The 20,417-nt window shown below is 42.7% G+C and carries 22 protein-coding genes; 9 read left to right on the plus strand and 13 right to left on the minus strand.

Annotation, left to right across the window (positions count from 1 at the left end):
• The first annotated feature begins 52 nt into the window (after nt 1-52).
• From ABWT76_RS08920 to ABWT76_RS08955, 8 genes are all read left to right on the plus strand, one after another.
• Complete coding sequence (locus ABWT76_RS08920; protein WP_242049672.1) at nt 53-1,465, plus strand: FAD/NAD(P)-binding protein; 1,413 nt, start codon at nt 53-55, stop codon at nt 1,463-1,465.
• A gap of 68 nt (nt 1,466-1,533) precedes the next feature.
• Nucleotides 1,534-1,686 carry a hypothetical protein gene (locus tag ABWT76_RS08925; protein ID WP_156331625.1) on the plus strand — a complete coding sequence of 51 codons (153 nt, stop codon included), beginning with the start codon at nt 1,534-1,536 and terminating at the stop codon, nt 1,684-1,686.
• Nucleotides 1,687-1,698: 12 nt separating this feature from the next.
• A complete protein-coding gene (locus tag ABWT76_RS08930; RefSeq protein WP_199317230.1) occupies nt 1,699-1,857 on the plus strand; it encodes a histidine kinase dimerization/phospho-acceptor domain-containing protein in 159 nt (52 codons plus the stop codon).
• 202 nt (nt 1,858-2,059) lie between these two features.
• Nucleotides 2,060-2,308 (plus strand): ATP-binding protein, encoded by a 249-nt coding sequence (locus ABWT76_RS08935; RefSeq protein ID WP_054465625.1) that lies wholly within the window; start codon nt 2,060-2,062, stop codon nt 2,306-2,308.
• Between the two features lie 260 nt (nt 2,309-2,568).
• Complete coding sequence (locus ABWT76_RS08940; protein WP_190877000.1) at nt 2,569-2,826, plus strand: PleD family two-component system response regulator; 258 nt, start codon at nt 2,569-2,571, stop codon at nt 2,824-2,826.
• A gap of 836 nt (nt 2,827-3,662) precedes the next feature.
• Nucleotides 3,663-4,013 (plus strand): hypothetical protein, encoded by a 351-nt coding sequence (locus ABWT76_RS08945; RefSeq protein ID WP_156331626.1) that lies wholly within the window; start codon nt 3,663-3,665, stop codon nt 4,011-4,013.
• Nucleotides 4,014-4,224: 211 nt separating this feature from the next.
• Nucleotides 4,225-5,262 (plus strand): threo-3-hydroxy-L-aspartate ammonia-lyase, encoded by a 1,038-nt coding sequence (locus tag ABWT76_RS08950; RefSeq protein WP_054465628.1) that lies wholly within the window; start codon nt 4,225-4,227, stop codon nt 5,260-5,262.
• 342 nt (nt 5,263-5,604) lie between these two features.
• A complete protein-coding gene (locus ABWT76_RS08955) occupies nt 5,605-6,369 on the plus strand; it encodes a proteasome-type protease (protein WP_054465629.1) in 765 nt (254 codons plus the stop codon).
• Nucleotides 6,370-6,622: 253 nt separating this feature from the next.
• Here the strand turns inward: ABWT76_RS08955 and ABWT76_RS08960 are convergent, their stop codons facing one another.
• From ABWT76_RS08960 to ABWT76_RS08985, 6 genes are all read right to left on the minus strand, one after another.
• The gene (locus ABWT76_RS08960; protein WP_054465630.1) at nt 6,623-7,603 is read right to left on the minus strand and encodes a D-glycerate dehydrogenase; all 981 of its coding nucleotides are present in this window, start codon (nt 7,601-7,603) and stop codon (nt 6,623-6,625) included.
• A 27-nt stretch (nt 7,604-7,630) separates the two neighbouring features.
• The gene (locus ABWT76_RS08965; protein WP_054465631.1) at nt 7,631-7,924 is read right to left on the minus strand and encodes a histidine kinase dimerization/phospho-acceptor domain-containing protein; all 294 of its coding nucleotides are present in this window, start codon (nt 7,922-7,924) and stop codon (nt 7,631-7,633) included.
• Nucleotides 7,925-7,927: 3 nt separating this feature from the next.
• Entirely contained in the window at nt 7,928-8,101 is a 174-nt protein-coding gene (locus tag ABWT76_RS08970) for a hypothetical protein (RefSeq protein ID WP_156331627.1), read from the minus strand.
• A gap of 251 nt (nt 8,102-8,352) precedes the next feature.
• Nucleotides 8,353-8,655 carry a hypothetical protein gene (locus ABWT76_RS08975; RefSeq protein ID WP_354635972.1) on the minus strand — a complete coding sequence of 101 codons (303 nt, stop codon included), beginning with the start codon at nt 8,653-8,655 and terminating at the stop codon, nt 8,353-8,355.
• A 532-nt stretch (nt 8,656-9,187) separates the two neighbouring features.
• Nucleotides 9,188-11,080 carry an SUMF1/EgtB/PvdO family nonheme iron enzyme gene (locus ABWT76_RS08980; protein WP_354635973.1) on the minus strand — a complete coding sequence of 631 codons (1,893 nt, stop codon included), beginning with the start codon at nt 11,078-11,080 and terminating at the stop codon, nt 9,188-9,190.
• A gap of 916 nt (nt 11,081-11,996) precedes the next feature.
• The gene (locus ABWT76_RS08985; protein ID WP_054465634.1) at nt 11,997-12,242 is read right to left on the minus strand and encodes a UPF0175 family protein; all 246 of its coding nucleotides are present in this window, start codon (nt 12,240-12,242) and stop codon (nt 11,997-11,999) included.
• On the opposite strand from ABWT76_RS08985, the gene ABWT76_RS08990 reads away from it, so the two are divergent.
• Nucleotides 12,229-12,654 carry a hypothetical protein gene (locus tag ABWT76_RS08990; protein WP_054465635.1) on the plus strand — a complete coding sequence of 142 codons (426 nt, stop codon included), beginning with the start codon at nt 12,229-12,231 and terminating at the stop codon, nt 12,652-12,654. The genes ABWT76_RS08985 and ABWT76_RS08990 overlap by 14 nt on opposite strands.
• A gap of 7 nt (nt 12,655-12,661) precedes the next feature.
• Here ABWT76_RS08990 and ABWT76_RS08995 read toward each other — a convergent pair whose 3' ends face one another.
• From ABWT76_RS08995 to ABWT76_RS09025, 7 genes are all read right to left on the minus strand, one after another.
• Nucleotides 12,662-14,662 (minus strand): SUMF1/EgtB/PvdO family nonheme iron enzyme, encoded by a 2,001-nt coding sequence (locus ABWT76_RS08995; RefSeq protein WP_354635974.1) that lies wholly within the window; start codon nt 14,660-14,662, stop codon nt 12,662-12,664.
• Between the two features lie 269 nt (nt 14,663-14,931).
• On the minus strand, nt 14,932-15,081 hold the full coding sequence (locus ABWT76_RS09000) for a hypothetical protein (protein ID WP_231636700.1): 150 nt from the start codon (nt 15,079-15,081) through the stop codon (nt 14,932-14,934).
• 132 nt (nt 15,082-15,213) lie between these two features.
• Nucleotides 15,214-15,681, minus strand: coding sequence for a hypothetical protein (locus ABWT76_RS09005; RefSeq protein ID WP_231636701.1), 468 nt, complete (start codon nt 15,679-15,681; stop codon nt 15,214-15,216).
• A gap of 272 nt (nt 15,682-15,953) precedes the next feature.
• A complete protein-coding gene (locus ABWT76_RS09010) occupies nt 15,954-16,190 on the minus strand; it encodes a hypothetical protein (protein ID WP_354635975.1) in 237 nt (78 codons plus the stop codon).
• Nucleotides 16,187-16,531 (minus strand): recombinase family protein, encoded by a 345-nt coding sequence (locus ABWT76_RS09015; protein ID WP_197285246.1) that lies wholly within the window; start codon nt 16,529-16,531, stop codon nt 16,187-16,189. Before ABWT76_RS09015 ends, ABWT76_RS09010 begins: the two co-directional genes overlap by 4 nt.
• A gap of 657 nt (nt 16,532-17,188) precedes the next feature.
• Nucleotides 17,189-19,054 carry a Gldg family protein gene (locus tag ABWT76_RS09020; protein WP_190877011.1) on the minus strand — a complete coding sequence of 622 codons (1,866 nt, stop codon included), beginning with the start codon at nt 19,052-19,054 and terminating at the stop codon, nt 17,189-17,191.
• 35 nt (nt 19,055-19,089) lie between these two features.
• Nucleotides 19,090-19,947: an ABC transporter permease gene (locus ABWT76_RS09025; protein ID WP_054465638.1), complete on the minus strand. Its 858-nt coding sequence runs from the start codon at nt 19,945-19,947 to the stop codon at nt 19,090-19,092.
• Between the last annotated feature and the right edge of the window lie 470 nt (nt 19,948-20,417).

Raw genomic sequence — 20,417 nt, forward strand, 5'->3', positions numbered from 1 at the left:
ATCGCAGGGACTTGATATCAGAAAATAATTTGCTTTAAACAGGGGGATCAATATGATTTCAGATGCTTCTCTTACCGTGGCTATTGTCGGCGCGGGATTTAGTGGAACAATGGTGGCTGTCCACTTGTTAAAAAATACTGATAGACCTCTGACAATAAAGCTAATAGATTCTAACGATATTGGCAAAGGAGTTGCTTATAGTACCACAAGCAATAGCCATTTACTCAATGTTCCGGCAGCAGGAATGAGTGCTTTTCCTGATGATTCAAGTCATCTACTCCGTTGGCTCAAGTTTAATTATCATACCCTAAAAGATTCGCTGCCAACTCCACCGAATCCGAGTCTTTTTATTCCTCGTCGAGTTTATGGACTATATATTCAGTCGGTTTTAGAAGAAGCCGAAGCCACCGCCTCAAGTTATGTCAAACTCGAACGGATTATTGATGAAGTTGTCGGGATACAGCCTCAAAATAGGGGAGCAATTGTTTACCTCAAAAATCAAGATAATTTTGCCGCTGATAAAATAGTTTTAGCGATCGGTAATGGGGCAACTCCTCGTCCTTTTTCTTTAGGTAAGTTTCAGCCTGATGCAACCAATATTTCACTACAACCACCCTATATACGCAATGCTTGGTCAAAGGATGCGTTAACCGGGCTAGAGGTGGATGATTCTGTATTATTGATTGGTACAGGATTAACAATGGTGGATATGGTGATGTCTCTGCGCGATCGCCATCACCAAAGTAAAATTTATGCCGTTTCCCGTCATGGTTTATTGCCTTTGTCTCATCAGCCTAGCCAACCCTACCCGACTTTTTTAACTAGAAATACGGCACCCAAAACAATTAGGGGTTTATTAAAGTGTATTCGTTCTGAGATTAAAACAGCCACAGAAATAGGTTATAATTGGCACTCTGTCATCGATTCGCTTCGTCCGGTGACTCAGGAATTGTGGCAACAATTACCAACCGTTGAAAAGCAAAGATTTTTGCGTCATGTCACCCGTTACTGGGATATTCATCGCCATCGATTTTCTTCGGAAATTGGCGAAATTATTGAAAATTTAATTACGGAAAAAAAACTAATTTTAAAAACTGGAAAAATTTGTGATTGTCGCGAGACAATTAACGGTATATATGTGACTATTTCTCGGCAACAGCATAAGTCAATCATAGAGGTTAAAAGATTAATTAATTGTACAGGAATACAAGTAGATTATTCAGCCGCAAAACAACCCTTGATTGCTCATTTAAGAAGTCAAGGATTAATCTGTCCTAATCCTCTGGGGGGACTATATACTTTACCTAATGGGGCTATATTAGATGCCCAAGGTCAAGGTTCTAGTTTACTTTATACCCTTGGACCTCCCCGGAAAGGAGATTTATGGGAAACTACAGCTATCAGGGAAATACGGCAACAAGCCCAATTATTAGCAACAACTATATTAAATTCTCTACCTTTATAGATGCGGATTGGCGCGAATTTATCTACATCTAATCAGAAAAAAAATACCAGTAAATTAACTTGATTTAATTGCGGCGTTGCACAATTATCGAATCCGTGGGGTCAATTTCCACAGATATCAGCGCTCTTAAACAAGCAGAAATTGCCTTAAAAGAAGCGAAAGAAGCCGCCGAAAGTGCTAACCGGGCAAAAAGTGAATTTTTGGCCAATATCAGTGACTAAATTCGCACTCCTCTGAATGCTATTCTGGCATTTACGGACTTACTGCCAAGAAAAATAACCGGATCAGAATATCGCAATTATTTAAACAGTATTACTAGCAGCGGCAAAATGTTGCTGGCGTTAATTAATGATATTCTAGACTTGGTCAAAATTGAAGCAAATCAACTATAAATTTAGCCATAATTCTTGGATATCCGCCAATTAATCCAAGAAATTCAGCAGATATTTAAACCCATCGCTGAACAAAAAAACGTTTTTATGTGGAGATTGCCGAGTCAGTTCCTCTAGGTATTTTATTTGATGAAGTGCGGCTGCGGCAAATTCTGTTTAATGTAGTAGGTAATGGGTTGAAATTTACTGACGGGCGATCGCTATGCGAGTAAACGCTAAAAACCTGGTAAATCCGGGTAATTATCTGAATCAAATTACTTTAGAAATCCAGATAGCAGATACGGGAATTGGTATCGCCCTAGATCAGCAAGAGCGAATTTTTGAAGCTTTCATTCAAAGTGATGGTCAAAGCACCCGAAAATATGGCGGCACAGGCTTAGGTTTAGCCATTACCAAACCCCTGACCCATCTATTAGGCGACAGGGCAGCATTCACCTCACCAGTGAATTAGGCAAAGGCAGCACATTTTCTTTCTGTTTTCCCCAAGTCACCGTGTTGAGTAATTCACGGGATATCTTGCCAGTTAAAGTAATCAAGCCAGTAATCAAGCCAGTAATCAAGCCAGTAATCAAGCCATAAATTAAGCCAGATTTAGATCGGTTAGATCCGTTAGATCCGTTTCACAAAGCAAAAGTTTTAGTCCTCGATGATAGCCAGTCTAATCTAAAATCAATTGCCAGATATTTTAGGGACACTAAACATTAACTTATTTTGGTCACCAATGGCCAAGAAGCTATTCATCAAGTTAACTTAAACCCTCCGGATCTAATTTTATTAGACCTGTGGATGCCAGACATGAACGGGCTAGAAGTTGCAGGGGTGATAAGAAATTATCCCGGATGTCAGCATATTCCGATTATTTTTATCACTGAGGATTATACTCAACCAGATGAATTATTAATCGACCAAAAAACTTATGGGTTGATTCGCCAACCCGTCAGCATTGAGCAATTAATCCTAAATTTTTAGATATTTTGGCAGTCGGATAATTATGCTGAATTTATTCCCGAAGCCAGCGACGAAGAAACCGGGTAATCGCCGGTTAATTATGTATTAATTGAATCTTCATATGCTACCGAAAAACCTTGAATGGATGTTTCAGAATTACTCGAAACTATCAAAAGTATGGGAAATTTTTTTGGCCATAACTCTGCCGTAATCAAAAGAAACGAGATATTAAAGCTAAAGCTTTTGTGTCTAATTTATAATATTTAGCCAAAAATAATAAAAAATAAAAAAAATAAATAGCTTAGCCAATAAATTAGCAAAAAAACGCTAAAATTGCCTGAAAATAAATGCATAAACCTTGCATAAAAATTTAAATATGTTCAAGTTAAATTATTTGAAAAAACTTTTATAAAAATATAAAAATAGTAATTTTAACGCAAAATAATACATTTAATTTCTGGTAGTAGGGGCTGTTCGCTTTAACGCCCCTATATAATTGTATTAATTTTAATTTAAATAACGAATATTATATATATTTGCTTCTACTTTAGCAGTTAATAATATAGCTTTTAAAATATTTTTTGCTCTTTTTTTGCCAAAGCATATCGGCAAAATATCGGTAATTAAAACCATAGAAAAAAAATCAAGATGCAACAATACGCGAGTTGAGCAACGTTTTTTAATTTTATCGGTGGCAACATTTTAGGCCGGTGTGTCGATTCTGATTTATACCGAAATATCCGACCCGGGCTGGCAGTTTTTTCGGTTTTATCTGGGGGATGTGGTGGCGGTGATGTTTTTATTTTTTCTGCTGAGGGTTTTTTTGGGGCGGATCAATGGTTCTCCGAGGGACGATTGTGGGCGCGATTCCCTCCCCTCGCCTGAGCTTTCGCCCGATCGCACTGTTGATCGAATTCGCCCAATTATTTGGGCTAACTCCGCAAAATCAGCATTGGATCGCCCAAATTGCCTTGGGGTCGCCCGCTCGAACTCTGGGACTTGGTGGCTTATGTGGTGGGATTAGCTGTGGCTATGGCGATCGAGTGGCAGATACTCAAATATCATCCGTAAATTTTGCCAAAATATTTGCCAAAATATTTGCCAGGATAAAACCCGATACGGCGATCGCCATCAAGCGGGAAAAGGGTAAGATGAATTATCAGACAAAATATCAGGAGGTGCGATCGATACAAAACCTTACGGTTTAGGCACAGCTTAAAATATCTGGTAAACTAGAAATTACTACACTTGTGAGCAAAAATGCGCGACTATGACGGCGATTCATCGTGATGAAATTTATATGCCATAAAATGCAGCCTAAAGCACTAATGAAACCATCATGGAACCCGCCAAATCCCTCCAAATAAACTGTCTTTGACTGCCGACTAAGCCCCCAAAAGAGAAGGAACCCACAGAACCATGATCAATTTGTATCGCCACTCGGCCACCATTGAAGCCCCGAACTTGCCTGTTTCTTATGGAGATGTGCAAGACGCCGCCCGTTATTTAATGGTGCAAGCAAAGCACACTCCGGTAATGATCTCACGCACGGTCAATAAGATGACTCAAAGTGAGGTGTTTTTTAAGTGTGAAAACTTCCAACGGACTGGATCGTTTAAGTTTCGCGGCGCTTATAATGCCCTAGTGCAGCTATCTTATGAGCAAAAGCATCGGGGAGTGTTGACCTATTCTTCGGGGAATCATGCCCAAGCGTTGGCTTTGGCAGGGCAGTTGTTAGGCATTCGCCCCGTGATTGTGATGCCAGAGGATGCCCCAGATGTGAAAAAAATGGCTACCCAAGGATATGGGGCTGAGGTGATTTTCTATAATCCACAGAAAACGACTCGCGAAGAGTTTGCCCAAGAAATTGCCGAAGCCCGAGGTTTGACGATTATTCCTCCTTATGATGATAAAGCGGTGATTGCGGGTCAGGGGACGGTGGCCAAAGAGTTGATCGAACAAGTCGGTCAGTTAGATATTTTATTAGTGTGCTGTGGCGGTGGGGGGCTACTTTCCGGCTGCGCGATCGCCGCCCATACCCTCTCCCCTTCTTGCCGAGTGATTGGCGTAGAACCGGCAAAAGCTGATGATGCTACCCGGTCGTTTTATAGCAAAACATTGCAGACGGTACGCAACCCAGAGACGATAGCCGATGGCGCCCGGACTCCCTCTTTGGGCAAGCTGACGTTTCCCTTGGTTCAGCATTATGTCGATGAAATGATTACGGTTTCTGAATCCGCGATCGCCCGGGCAATGTTTTTCCTCTGGGAACGGATGAAGTTAGTGGTAGAACCTACCGGGGCGATCGCCACTGCGGCTTTATTAGAGGGAATGATTTCTTCCCCTGAAGAACGCATTGGGGTGATTATCAGTGGCGGCAATGTGGACTTAGCCAAAATTCAGTCATACCGTCAACTGATCGATGAACCAGATCCTTTCCTGGGCGATTTCATCTAAAAAACTTCTCAAAAATTACTTAGCAGCCTCACATAGCCGAAAAAATAAAATCCCTCCAGGGGATGAATGGAGGGATCGGGGCTAGAAGATGTCAAACACTTTCAGTCTACTTTTATTCTCTTTGATATTTGATTTTTTTGCTAGAGGGCAATTACACATGAGGGGTCTAACCCCTCACTTGTCCCCAACTAAACTAAGATAGACAAAACCCAAACAAAAAACCGGGTTGCGGCGATTCTTTTGGCTTCGGCGGCCAAGATTTTCTCCAGAAACCCGGTTTCTGTACCATCTCGGTAGATATGGCTATAAACTTTGAATGGTTTGTCAATTAGTTTAGTTTTTATGACTTATTGCTTAGGTATCATCACTCGTGCTGGATTGGTCATCGCGTCTGACTCTCGCACCAATGCGGGAGTAGACTATATTTCTACTTATCAGAAATTGTTTGATTTTTCTGTCCCTGGGGAACGAGTATTGATTTTGTGTTCTTCCGGGAATCTGTCGATTACTCAGGGGATCATCACGATTTTGGAAAAAGACATTCAGGGAAACGAGGCGAACAATCTCCACAATATTCCCACGATGTACGAAGTGGCTCGATATATTGGCAGTAAATTGAGAGAAATTCAAAATGAAGACCGCCCTTGGTTAGAAAAAGATCGAATTGATTTTAGTTGCTCGCTCTTATTAGGGGGGCAAATTAAAGGACAACCACCAGAACTCTATTTAATTTATAGTCAAGGGAATTGTATTCACGCCACGCGAGATACGACATTTCTGCAAATTGGGGAAACAAAATACGGCAAACCGATTCTCGATCGCACCCTGACCTTTGAGACGGATTTAGCAGCGGCAGCCAAATGTGCCTTATTGTCCATTGATTCTACGATGAAATCTAATATTTCTGTGGGGCCGCCCATTGATTTAATCATGTATCAAACGGATTCATTTGTGATTAAACATCAGTTACGATTAGCATTAGGAGATCCCTATTTAGCTAAAATTCGCAAGTTATGGGAAAACTCGGTCAAAGAAGCCTTCGATCGGATGCCCGATATTGAATGGCAATATAAACGGGAGAGTGACGAAAATATTTTGATAGATTAAACTTGCTAAAGCGGAAATAATTAGGCAGAGGCGATCGCTTTTATTCAGGGTGGGCATTGCCCACCACCAACCATCGGTTAATGGGATCTCATACTTCAAAGCAGGGCATTACCCATCCTAATTTTTTTATAACTAATATCAATTACGGCAAAATACTCCTGAATCATCAGATAGAATCACCTAAGAATTTTTTTAGGGCTTTTAGGTTTATTTTTGCTTGGGGTTGAATATGTTCAATATCCAGTCCGCCTAATCAATCATAAACTTGAGGATTGACACAATTGGGCAAGCGATCGCCTTGGAGTCCGGCGATTAAATTTGCAGCGGCCATCATCGCCATTTTCTCTCTGGTGGGACGGGATGCACTGCCAATATGGGGCGTAATAATTAAATTATCCAAAGTTAATAATGGACTATCGTTCGGAATCGGCTCTGGTTCCGTCACATCGATCGCCGCCCCAGCAATTGTCCCCTGAACCAAGGCGCGATAAAGAGCATCAGAATCGACAATCTGCCCGCGAGCAGTATTAATTAAAATTGCCGATGATTTCATTAATTGAAATTGGCGATCGCTCAATAAATGATAAGTTTGGTCAGACAAAGAAGTATGCAAGCTGACAAAATCTGAAGCTTGCAACAAGTCTTCTAACTCCACAAATTCCACCCCGAGAGATCGCTCCAACTCTGGGTCTTGGCGATGGCGACTAGAATACAAAATTCGCATCTCAAAGCCCTTGGCTCGCCGCGCCATTGCTTGACCAATGCGTCCTAAACCAATAATCCCCAAGGTCGCCCCAGAGACATCAGGGCCAAGTAATAACTGAGGTTCCCAAGTTTGCCAACCCCCCGACCGAGTAAAGCGATCGCCCTCCACCACTCTTCGGGCAGCGGCCATCAATAACGCCCAAGCAAAATCAGCGGTGGCATCGGTCAACACCCCTGGGGTATAGCCCACGGGAATTTTTCGCGCCGTCGCGGTGGGAATATGGATATTGTCGTAACCCACTGCCATGAGACTAATCACTTTTAGCATAAGACCGGCATCGATCAGGGGTTGATCGATGCGATCGGTCAGCAAACATAGAAGCCCATCAACTTGGGGAATTTTGGCTTGTAACACCGAATAAGAAGGAGGCAGAGTTTCTGGCCAAACCTCCAAATCAGCGATCGCCTCCAATGGGGGGAGAGCAACTTTAGGAATGCGGCGAGTCACAAAAACTTTGAATTTTGGCATAGTTAGTCAAGACTCATCAAGGGATTCTTAGGGATTATTCGGGAAATTCTCCTCAGTAAAATCTTTCAGATTTTCCTGAAAATCGTTATGATTTAAAATTTCCCTCAATTCTAACGCAGCTTTTTGAATCACTCCTAAATATTTAAGCTTTTTCTCATCAGACCATTGTTGATATGACAACTCCATCAACTCCGCACAAGACAGAATTTTAGTTAACGGGGTGCGTAACTCATGGGATACCTGAGACATAAAGCGCTTTTGCAGTGCCTGAATATCTTGGAATTGCTGGTTTCCACACTGACTATTTTTACCGCTGCACATAACCTAAAGTTCCTTACTGAAAGTTCCTTCATCATCCTCACTTCGATCGTAAGAGACTCCTCTGGATAAAGCAGTGAGGTTCGTCTTGCGGAATCGTGAATATGATCGATCTTCAGGGTGACGGGGTGGCAAGCGATTGGGTGAGGTAACCGGACTAAATTCTGTGACTGATGTCACGGTTTCACCCAGGTATTTGTACGGAACACTCGATTAAATAGACTGGGTAAACTCCCAACGGCAGCATCCCCAGCATGGTCATCTTCGGGATGATATAGTCCCAAATTCTTCTATGGTCTAGGTTGTAGAGGGGTGAGGATGGCAAACTGTGTCGGGAAAAATCAGCTTTTAGATTCAGGAGATAACCTCCTGGAGGCAGCTATACCCATCAGGGATGCGATCGATCTTCAGGGTGACGGGGTAGCAACCCACTAAGTGAGGGCAGCAGACGAAATCTTGTGATTGATATCACAGGCATAATGGCAAAATCGGGATGCGCCCCCAGGCATTCGCAATAAACTCAGATCCGTAGACATAAACAAAAAGAGAAGAGAACTTAAGTTCTCTTCTCTGGATTTTGAGCTTGATTTTGATTGGGGGGTTTCCCCCTGCAACTTTTTCCGAAGCATTTGCCGTTGTTTTTTCAGTTGCCGCTGCCGGGCACTACCGCCTTTACCTTTGGAGTTTCTCCCTTGATAGCGAGGAGACTCCCAACTTTTTAGCCTTTGAGCCATGTTTCACCTCTCACCTATTAGAATATTGGGTTTATGTATTTTATATATATTTATTTATATATATTGATTAATATTGATCAATTAAATATTATCAATTAAATATATTTAAATATATATTAAATAGCCCTAGATAATTAACCAACTAATTAGCCAACTAATTTAATCTATAACTAACCTATAAACAATAATAAACCGTCTATTGCTTATTTGTCAAGGAATTACCCAGGTGTTTGAGGTTTCTTTTTAGTTTTGCCTCCGGGAGAAACTTTGCTGGAGACGTTGCCAGAACCAGAGATATCTATGTAGGGGCGGCGTTGCATTCCGGCAGTTACTTATGGTGAAAAGCAAAAACCTATTACCGGAATGCAACGCCCCTACAAAAAATATCAATTGCCCATCCATTAACCGATCCGTTGCCCCATCCGCTGCCCATCCATTAACCCATCCGTTGCCCATCCATTAACCCATCCGTTGCCCCATCCGTTGCCACATCCATTAACCCATTATCGGTGCGTTACGACTACTATTAAAACTAACTAAAACGAGAAACCGCAATGCGGAAACCTCTAACCGGGCTGCGATAACCCGGACTGAGATAGAGTCGTAGTGCAGAGCGACAATACCCCGGAGAACTGTACCAAAATCCACCGCGCAACACCTTAGAATTCTTGTGTCCCAGAATTTTTTTCAGCCAAGCTAACCAACCATTAGCTGAATTGTAATTATCGCCGTCATTTAGCCACGGTCGGCCATCATTTGGGGCACCATTGTAGCTATCATGCCAGTCATCTAGGCACCATTCCCAGACATTTCCGTGCATATCGTATAAACCCCAGGAATTTGCCACATTTAAACTGCCCACCGCCGTAGTTTCTCCGCGATAAACTCCGGTTTTTCCTTGACCGTAAATATAATTGCCGTCATAATTAGCCAATTCTGAAGAAATAGTTTCACCAAAATGGAACGGCGTAGTAGTTCCAGCCCGACAAGCATATTCCCATTCCGCTTCACTAGGGAGACGGTAATGTTTCCCGGTTTTCTCGCTTAACCGGGCACAAAATTCGATGCATTCATACCAACTGACTCGTTCTACTGGGCGGCGATCGCCTTTGAATTGTGACGGTTCGGGGTCGAGATTGAGGGTGATTTTCGGCAACATGGCTACTGCCCGCCATTGGGCCTGGGTGACTTGGGTTCGTCCCATGAAAAACTCTGGAACGCTGACAAAATGTTGGGGCTTTTCATATTTAGAATGTTCCGGTTCGTTGTCTGGGGAACCCATCAGAAAACTCCCCGAAGGAATGTTCACCATTGGCAATTCTATGCCATTAATAGGTTCAATATAACCTCGATTGCTGGCACTGTTGCGGCTGCTGATATTGCCGTGGCGATCGAGATCGACAACTTTGTAATAAAAGGTTTCGGCAGCGGATTTGGCAACGGATTTGGCAGCGGATTTGGCAACGGATGGGACAACGAATGGGGCAACGGATGGTTTGAGGGCTTGGAGAACTTCGGTAGCGGATTGATAGCGATCGCCTACTCGATAAGAAAGCATTCGATCCAAAACATTGGCTAACTCATCGCTAACGGTGACTTTCTCCCGCCAAACCCATTCCATCTGCATCGGATTAAATAACTCGTCAGTATTTCCAGAAACTAACAGATTGGGGGGAATTTCTTGCGATCCGAGAGTAATCTGAGAAATCGGACTTCTCACGGGCAAACAACCCGTTAACAACCGAATACAAGTAACCGCCAAACTATACAAATCGCTGGCAGGAAACACTTTTCCCTGCATTTGTTCTGGGGCGGCATAGCCGGGAGAACCCGTCACCGTACCCAAGCGATTGACAATCGTAGCGGTTAATTGCTTGGATACGCCAAAATCAATTAGCACTAAAGTGCCGTTTCGATCCCGAATAATATTCTCCGGTTTAATATCCCGGTGAATCACATTTTGTCCGTGGCAAAAGTCTAATACAGGCAGTAAATCATTAAGTAATTGTTTGATTTTTTTCTGGCTAAACTTGCCTTTTTGTTGCAATTCTTTGAGCAAATCTTGGCCGTCAATAAACTGCTGAACGAGATAAAAACGTCCATCTTGTTGTTCAAAAGACAATAGTTCGGGGATTTGGGGATGGTAACCCAAATCCCGCAATCTCTCAGCTTCTTGTTTGAATAATTTCTCGGCTTTTTTAATCGCCGAATTGTTTTGTTGTTGCGGTAAAAATTGTTTGATTACACAAACGGTATCCAGCCGCTTTTCATCGATCGCTTTGAAAGTCCGACCAAAACCACCCTGACCAATATAATTAATCGCCCGATAGCGATCGCCAATTAAAAGTTTATTGCCACATTTTTGGCAAAACTTGCTATTGGCTGGATTGGAGTGCAAACAATTCGGGTTAAAACATTGACTCATCGGTAAAATCTCTTAACCTTGAGAGGGTTAAACGCAACACAAGAAACCGGGTTTCTGGTTCACTTTCCTATGTTAACGGCGATCGCCACATAAGTAGACAGGCAGAAATAAATGCACCACATACCATATCAGAAAAAAACTGTCATTCCCGCGAAGGCGGGAATCCACAGCCTATCGGCGGGGAACGAAAAGTGCAATTAATTATGTTCACCTACTTACATAAACCCGGTTTATGGGGTTTTCTGGGGCAAGAAGCAGCGATCGCGATAAAAAGCTTTAGGGGCGAAGCATAAAGCCTGACGGCATAGCTTCGCTTACCGAGCGATTAATTCTGGGGAAAAACGGATAATTTATGACCCGAATGCGAAAGCCCTAGCTTGAGATAAAAGAAACCGGGTTTCTGTGGTGGATATCCCCAGTTATCTGTTTTCAGCGAAAAAGAAACCCGGTTTCTGGGGGTGGGAAGCGATCGCGATAAAAACCTGTAGGGGCAAAGCATAAAGCCTGACGGCATAGCTTCGCTTACCGAGCGATTAATTCTGGAAAAAAACGGATAATTTATTCCCAATCATGCGAAAGCCCTAGCTTGAGATAAAAGAAACCGGGTTTCTGTGGTGGATATCCCCAGTTATCTGTTTTCAGCGAAAAAGAAACCCGGTTTCTGGGGGTGGGAAGCGATCGCCCCAGGTTTCGGAATTCCTACTAACCGGGGCGATCGCTCTTGTAATATTTAGTTTTTATTTTTTGGTTCAGAAAGTCCTGAAGAGATGATTTCGCTGACTTTTATAGATTTCAAATTTCCTCATCAGCAATTTGTAGTATCGACCGATACAATTGAGGACTAACACGGAAGTCAGCTTCTTGAATTAACCGATCGCCGCTAGGTTAGTAATCGGTGATGTATCGCTGATAATAATCACAATAACCCGAGCGATCGCAACGTTTTGATGTCTGATTGAAAATCCTCAACATCGTAGTTGAGAAAGATATCCCGCTTCGCCAGTTCATGCTGAAATTCAATGACAGTTAAACCTGTCCATGCACGGACTTTTCCACTGCTAATTTTTTTTTGCTTATAAAGCAGCAGCGCAAGTTCTAGTTTTAATTCATCCTCTGTCATTTGACTGGCTTTGAGGATATCGTCAGGAATGACTACACTCATAAGTGACTCACGAATTGCCAACAGTGATTTCATTATCGCAGAGATTTCCCAAATTGCGATCGCCCACCCAGAAACCCGGTTTCTTTTCGGAAATCCCACAGCTATCTCTATAATCCACCTCAGAAACCGGGTTTCTTTTCCCTCATCGAAAATGTTGTGCGATCGCCCACCCAGAAACCCGGTTTCTTTTCGGGGATACCACAGCTATCTCTATAATCCACCTCAGAAACCGGGTTTCTTATTCCTAACCGATACGCCGAAAAGAAACCCGGTTTCTAAACTCTGGGTTCGGCGAAAAGAAACCGGGTTTCTTGTTCGCTTTCCTCAGTTAACTTTGATAGCCACAAAAGAAACCCGGTTTCTGGTTTCTGACTCGAAGCGCCGAGAAAAGGGAAAGAGGGAAAAAGAGTAAAGGGAAATTAAGTTCTCGGCAGGGAGATCCCAATACGGAAGCCAAAACTGCCGCCGCGATAGCCAGGATCGATGCAGCTACGAAGCGCCGAACGGCAATTCCAGGGACTGTAGTACCAGAATCCGCCACGCAACAGCTTATTATTTTTATGGGTGAAAATTTTTTTCAGCCAAGGGATCCAATTACGCTCAAAACGATAATCATTATCATAATCATTCAGCCACGCCAACCCATTAGTCGGGGCGCCAGTATAGCTGTCGTGCCAATCATCTAAACACCACTCCCAGAGATTGCCATGCATATCGTACAAGCCCCAGGCATTAGCAGCCTTGAGGCTACCTACGGGAATAGTTTGACCGCGATATTCTCCTTTCTTGCCGCTACCGTAAACATAATTGCCGTGGTAGTTAGCCACCTCTGGAGAAATAGTTTCCCCAAAGTGAAAGGGGGTAGTAGTGCCAGCACGACAGGCATATTCCCATTCCGCTTCACTGGGTAGGCGGTAATTTTTCCCAGTCTTTTGGCTTAACCGGGCACAGAACTCGATGCAGTCGTACCAACTGACCTGTTCTACGGGGTGGTTTTTACCTTTAAAATATGATGGGTCAGGCGGAAGATCCTGGACAATTTTCGGCAATTTGGAGACTTCCCACCATAGTTCTTGGGTAACTTGAGTCCGTCCCATGAAAAACTCTGGAACGTCAACCCAGTGTTGGGGACTTTCGTTGTCTTGGCGTTCCGCTTCTCTGGTCGGAGAACCCATGGCAAATTTGCCCGCAGGAATATTGACCATTTCAAATTCGATGTTGCCGATTCGTTCTGTGTAGCCTCGATTGCTGCCTTTTTCTCGGCTGCTGATGTTGCCGTTGCGGTCCAGTTTAACCACTTCATAATGGAATGTTTTGGCAGCGGATGGGTGGTTTGCTGGGGCAGGGGAGGGAGCAACGGATAGTATGGTGGGGGTTGCTGAAATAACCGTTGATGGAACTGATGGTTGGGTCGGTTTGGCAACGGATGGGGTGGCAACGGATGGGCTGAGGGCTTGGAGAACATCGGTAGCAGATTGATAGCGATCGCCCACTCGGAACGAAAGCATTTTATCCAAAACCTGTGCTAACTCATTGCTAACCGTGGCTTTTTGACGCCAGACCCATTCCATTTGCATGGGGTTAAATAACTCATCAGTAATCATGCCGTTACGTTCGGTGAGCAAACATCCGGTTAACAGCCGAATACAGGTGACAGCCAAACTATATAGATCGCTGGCAGGAAAGACTTGCCCCTGCATTTGTTCCGGCGCCGCATAACCGGGAGAACCTGTCACCGTACCGATACGACTGAGTACCGAGGCGGTTAATTGCTTGGACACCCCAAAGTCAATCAGCACTAGCTTGCCGTTTTTGGCCCGAATAATATTATCCGGTTTAATATCCCGGTGAATCACTTGTCGCTGATGGCAAAAATCCAACACTGGCAGCAGGTCATTCAGCAGTTGCCGAATTTGCGCCTCGTTAAATTTGCCTCGTTGCTGCAATTCTTTGAATAAATCTTGCCCGTCGATGAACTGCTGCACTAAATAGAAACGTGCATCTTGTTCTTCAAAGGATAATAAATCGGGAATTTGCGGATGGTTCCCCAAGTCCCGCAGTCTCACCGCTTCCTGTTTAAATAATTCCTCAGCTTTCTGAAGGGCTGGGCTTCCTTGTTGTTGGGGCAAAAATTGCTTAATTACACAGGGAGTATCCAGCCGTTTTTCATCGATCGCTTTGAAAGTGCGACCAAACCCACCCTCACCGATATAATTAATCGCCCGATAGCGATCGCCCAGCAGCAGTTTATTGCCACATTTTTGGCAAAACTTGGGACTTGCGGGGTTGCGGTGCAAGCAATTGGGGTTAAAACATTGACTCATCGGTTCGACGTTTCTCGCTATGTTCCTGAGAACAGTATAAATCCACGAGTAATAGTTGGTAAAAGTATAGTCAAATATAGACAGAATGAATTTCATTGCAGAAATTCCCTTCGCTTTTACTTTGAGAGATTAATTCTCCTTGGGTGAACTACGCACCTCTCTATCCCATAGCGGTTAAACGCATTTGGGAATGCTTTTCGTAAAATATTGTAGGAACCTATAACATCAGATTGAATAAGAAGCCCCCGATCTGTACGATATAAACCTCGTTTAACTCTTTTTCCTAAAAAAACGGGTTTTTCAGTGATATTTCCATAAACTGTGAGAGGGTCTAAATTCAAAAAATTAGAAGCTGAAGTATAGGATTATTCTTGAAAAAATATCTTAATTCCTACTAATTGACATTTATACATAATCAGGTCAATTAATCGAGCATGAGGAAGGGTGACAAATTTTTGATTCTTGACTTTTCCTAAGTTCACTTCTTGTTTCCAACCGTCATTTTTCCCAATCACTAAAGTGGCGATTTGTTTGTCAACTAAAAAATTGACTAAATAACGACTAGCGGGCGTGAAGATAATTATCTATTTTCTGATTACGGCAACGGGTTAAACGGCGAATTCGGTGATAACTTTGCTGATGATTTTTTAACAGAGATTGTAACTTAGCTCTTGGTTATAAAATTGATTTAGGCTTTTTAACGGTCTGCCATTAATCAACAAAGGAGTAAACTCCGGTTGATTTGAAGTTACAGCCATCAAATTATCTATGCCTAAATCTATCGCTGCTATATGGTCATTTGGGGTTAATAACTGTTCTTTTGTCTTGGTGCGCGTTCCCTGGCGCCGTGAGACGGCGCGGGGTCGCACCGCTTCTTCATAAATCACCTCGATTACATAACAATCACATTTCGGAACGATTCTCACTTCTGCTATCCGGTTAGCCACCTGACTTGTCAACGAAATCCTAGTTTCTGATAGCTTGACTAATCCTTTTCTACAAGCTACTTTGCTTATGGCTTGAATCGTGTAAACCAAGGGATTTCTTCCTTTTTTCGGATCTTTATATCCAGGGACTTTCGGCCTCCCTAAAAATTTATCGGGATGCTTTTTCAACTCAGAATTCGCCGCGAAAAAAAATTTCCTGTTTCGCTCTAATCCTTTTAAAACTTGCTGCGATTCGCGGGTAAGGCTTTGTATTGCTCTGTTTCTTTCATCAGAGAAGCCATAAGATTATAATTTAGATACCCATGACCATAAATAAAGTTTTGACGAATTAGATAGTTAGCTGAGTTGTAAAGATTTTTAGACTGCTAAGACAAGGGATCTATCTCACTCAGGCCAAAAACGATGTCCTTTTTTGATAATATGTCTTTCCGCTAGTAACATTATTGTCCGTTTGATTTTAACTCGGCTATAATCTTTTCGGTTTTTCGTTTCGACCTTGTTAATCCATAAATTCTTGAACAAAAGGAAGTAATAATGGCGATTAAGTCTTCCATCAATTCATCTTGTTTATCCTCCCTTTGATTAACAATCTCAACTTTTTTATCTAATTCTTTTAGGAGAATCTCTATATAATTAGTTCCAAAACTAGCTAGACTATCTTTATGTTCTACAATCAAAATATTGTAGTTTTGGTCAAGATTTTTGCCAATTGTTTTCGATTGTAATTTAAACCACTTTCAATCTCTTTGACAATTTTATAAATTTTGTAGCCTCTGGCAATTGCATAATCTTTTAACCGCTCCGCTTGTCGATCTAGATTATCTTTGTTTTGGCCACTGGAGACTCTGGCATAAATACAAGCTATCAAGTCAGGTTTCAAGTTGTCCGAAATCGCCTCCGAAGTTATAATAATCGTACCAGACGGCAATTGATGACCTATCAAATTTCCTTGTTTCCACCACCTCCAGGCAGTTCGATAACTGATTCCTGATTTTTTGGCATAGTCTGATAGTTTCATGTCTATATATTACCATACATGACTATATCTGACTATATTTTTATTAAAACTTTACAATACTCCATTGCTGGAGAGCCAACGTGGGGTTACTTCGTCCCCAAGAGAAGGTTATTTTGCTTTTAGGCTGTCCATCTATCCGGATACTTTTGGGACTTCGTAACGGATGAATCAAATATTTCTCCATCTTTTTCCTAGTGAATTCCTAGGATTTCTCCAGTCACTTTTTGTGCGTGGCGTGTCAAGCAGTTTCGCCACTTAGTTATTAGGAGGGTTCAAGACGATGGTTCCCATAACGCTATCCATGAGCAATTGACTCAGATGCCGACTTTTTTGACCATCTGCTTAGGTCTTATCGGCTTCGGGAGAGCTCGCTTCACAAGATTGATAGGTATTCCGCTCCGTGGGGCTGATGTCGATGTCGATGACAAAAGTGGATTGCTCCACAGAAGTCTTTGTCTGTGGGACTGTCCCACACATCTCAAGAGTTATCCTTCTTTCAGACCGCTGAAAGAAAGACCCCGCGCACGTTTTGAATATTATTCTCCACTTTTCGCTCTAACGAATCGCACATTTAAAATGACTATATTTTATAAAAAATTTTGCTAGTGGGCGATCGCCCACTAGCAAAACAAAACAATATCAACGATATCAACAATATCAACGACGTTGCAGCCATAAACTGAAAGCTGCACCAAATCCAAAGATCGGCAAGAGAATTAAGCTTAACTCGACAAATCGCCGTTCAATGGGCGCCATTACAATCCGTCGGTTGGTAATGGTTTGGGGACGAATGGAAAGTAATTCTTCTTGTTGTCCAGTTAACCAGTTTACCGAATTGAGAAACACATCTCCATTTAACTGCAATTCAAATAAGCCATTGATCATAAATTCGGAATTTCCCAATACAACCATTCTGGCTTCGGGTAGGGTTTGATTGGTAGTATTTGGTTGTTGATTGGTTGGCTGAGTTTCTGTTTCCGCAGGAGTTTCCGTTTCGGTTTCGGTAGTTTCCGTTTCCGCAGGAGTTTCGGCAGTTTCCGTTTCCGTTTCGGGAGTTGCGGTTTCCGCAGGAGTTTCGGTTTCGGTTTCCGCAGGAGTTTCGGTTTCCGTTTCCGTTTCGGGAGTTGCGGTTTCCGTTTCCGCAGGAGTTTCGGTTTCCGTTTCCGTTTCGGGAGTTGCGGTTTCCGTTTCGGGAGTTGCGGTTTCGGGAGTTGCCGTGGCAATGGTGCGATTCCGCGAAGCGGATCGCTGCTGCGAATCGCCTCTAACCAAAGCTACCCCTAAATAGAGTGGTCCTGGACGATCTTTCTGGGGATCGAAGGATAAATTCGGGTTATCCGGTTCACTTTCCGCCCAACTTGGTTGATTAGTAATCAGAAATGGGGTGGCTTCAATGCCTTCGATTTCTTTAAATTGAATCGGTCGAGCTAAAGGGTAAAAAGAAAAACCATTGCCAAAGTCTCTAGTAATCGGATGGTTGCCATAATTGGTAATTAAAGGAGCCGCTTGCCTTAAGCCAAAAGCCTGACCATTTCCCGTGTCATCGATCGCCAATGCTTGGTCTAGGATCACTCCCCATTCTTCTAATAGAGAATTGAGTCCAGGATCGGTTTTTGGATCGATCGCGAGTAACAGATGACCACCGCGATTGAGATAGGCTTTAATCTCCTGGACTTCTCCGGGAGCCAGGGCGCGTTTTGGCCCGATGATTGCCAGTAAAGTGGCATCTTCGGGTACAGTTTTGCTTTCGATTAAATTAATTGGTGCATTGGCAATATTTTGGGCTTGTAAGCTATTAATCGCCTGAGAAATACTGCCCCCCCTAGGGTCTAAAGACCGTTCCCCATGACCTTGGAGAAAATAAACTTTGCGGCGATCGCCTGTTAACCTAAGCAAACCATTGGTTAGCTGTTCTTCCACCAGTGGAGTTCGTTGATTCACCGACTGGACAAACTCCCGCAATTCTCCATCACTGGAAGCCACATAAACATCGCCGACATTTCTGACTTCAAACTTATTTGCTAAAGTGGGTTGTTCATAAGGATTGACAAACTCAACCAATAACTTATCATTAGAAATTCGGCTATATTTGCCTAATAATTCTCTGGTTTGGGCATCCGGTGTTTGCGTAAACACCAAAACCTTTACCTGTGAAGGCAAATTTTGGACAACTTGTTCGGTTTTTGGCGCTAGACTAAACTGTCGATTTTCCGTTAAGTCAATCTGATAAGAATACCGCAGCCCAAAAAAGTTAATTAATCCCAAGATAATTAAAATCGCGATCGTGGAAATAAAAGCATTGGCACCCGCCTCCGTAGAGCGTTTTCCCCAAAATCCCTCTCCCGACTTATCCTGAAAGATTAGCCATAACAAAAAACAAACAATCCCCGCAATAATAAAGCCAACTGGAATTGGTCCCCAATCGAGTAAAACATACCCAGAAGATAGACCAATAATCATCAAGCACGGGGCAGCAAATAATAATGTATATTTCAAATATTTTGCCAAGGTTTTACCCTTCATAATGTTTACAGATTTTCTCCCACGGTAGCGAATGATTAAGAACGGCCAAATCTCAGGGCTTCAATATATTGAGCAGTGAGAAATACTCCTAAAATAATATAACTCACTAACATCATTACACTACTGGTGTCCCAGACCCCTCGAATCAGATTGGCGTAATGTTTTTGCACCGATAAATAAGCGAGGACTTCTCCTACTCTCGATAAAATAGATAAATCTAAAGTAGTTAACCAATTTCCCAGAGATTCCAGGGAAGCCAATAATAGGACTAAAGCAAAGGTGAGAATGGCGGCAAAAATTGTACTCTCACTCAAGCAAGAGATAAACATTCCCAAAGAAAGAATACTGGCAGCGAGCAGAAGTAAGGCAAAATGAGCTAAGATCGGCACGGCTGGAGCTATTGGCGGCTGTGCGGCATTAAAAGCGATGATTTCGCACAATAATAGCGGTGCCACCATGACGGTATAAAAGGTAAAAACTCCGAGGAGTTTTCCCAGGGCAACTCCCCAGTTAGTAATCGGTGAAGTGGCTAACAGTTCTAAGGTGCCGCGCTTGCGTTCTTCGGCATAAAGCCCCATTGAAAGAATGGGTAAAATAAATAACGAAAGGGATGAAATAACCTGCAAAAAAATTTGCAGAAATTCATAAGGGACATCGATAGAATTGGGAACCGATAGCCCCATTTGGGCGTATTGTTCGCGACATTGAGCCCCACAAGCATCAATCTGTGCGGCTTGGGCGATCGCTCCCGTGGGGCCGAAAAGGATTAACCAAAATAATAGCCCAGTTAATAACCAAAAGACTCCAGCGATCGCATACGCTAAAGGAGAGACAAAATAGCTCTGTAACTCGCGGCGATAAATTGCCCCAAGACTGCCAATAAAAATCCGCATCTATTCTTCTCCTAATTCCTTGGGTCGTTCGACCAAATTACTCTCTGATGTTTCCGCTGTTTCGGATGTTTCCGCTGTTTTCGATGTTTCCGCTGTTTTCGATGTTTCGGATATTTCTGATGTTGCCGCAATATTTTCCGAACTTTCAGCGGTTATTTCGGTAATAACTTCTAACTTAGTATCAGAGTTTTCGCTGCTTGTCTCTAACTTAGTATCAGAGTTTTCGCTGCTTGTCTCTAACTTAGTATCAGAGTTTTCGCTGCTTTGTTCTACTTTATTTTCCTCAAAATATTCGCGAATTTTTGGTAATTTTTTATCGGATTTTTTCCCGATTATTTCTAACTTTTTATCCGCAGTTTCGCTAGTTTCGCTGATGGTTTGTGTCTCTAATTTTTCCTCTGTTTTTTCGGTTATGGGGGTTAAAATTTGATCCTTGACATATGATTCTGACTCAGCGGATATCTCTGGTT

This window comes from Planktothricoides raciborskii GIHE-MW2 (genome assembly GCF_040564635.1).
In the GTDB taxonomy this organism is placed as follows: Bacteria; Cyanobacteriota; Cyanobacteriia; order Cyanobacteriales; family Laspinemataceae; genus Planktothricoides; species Planktothricoides raciborskii.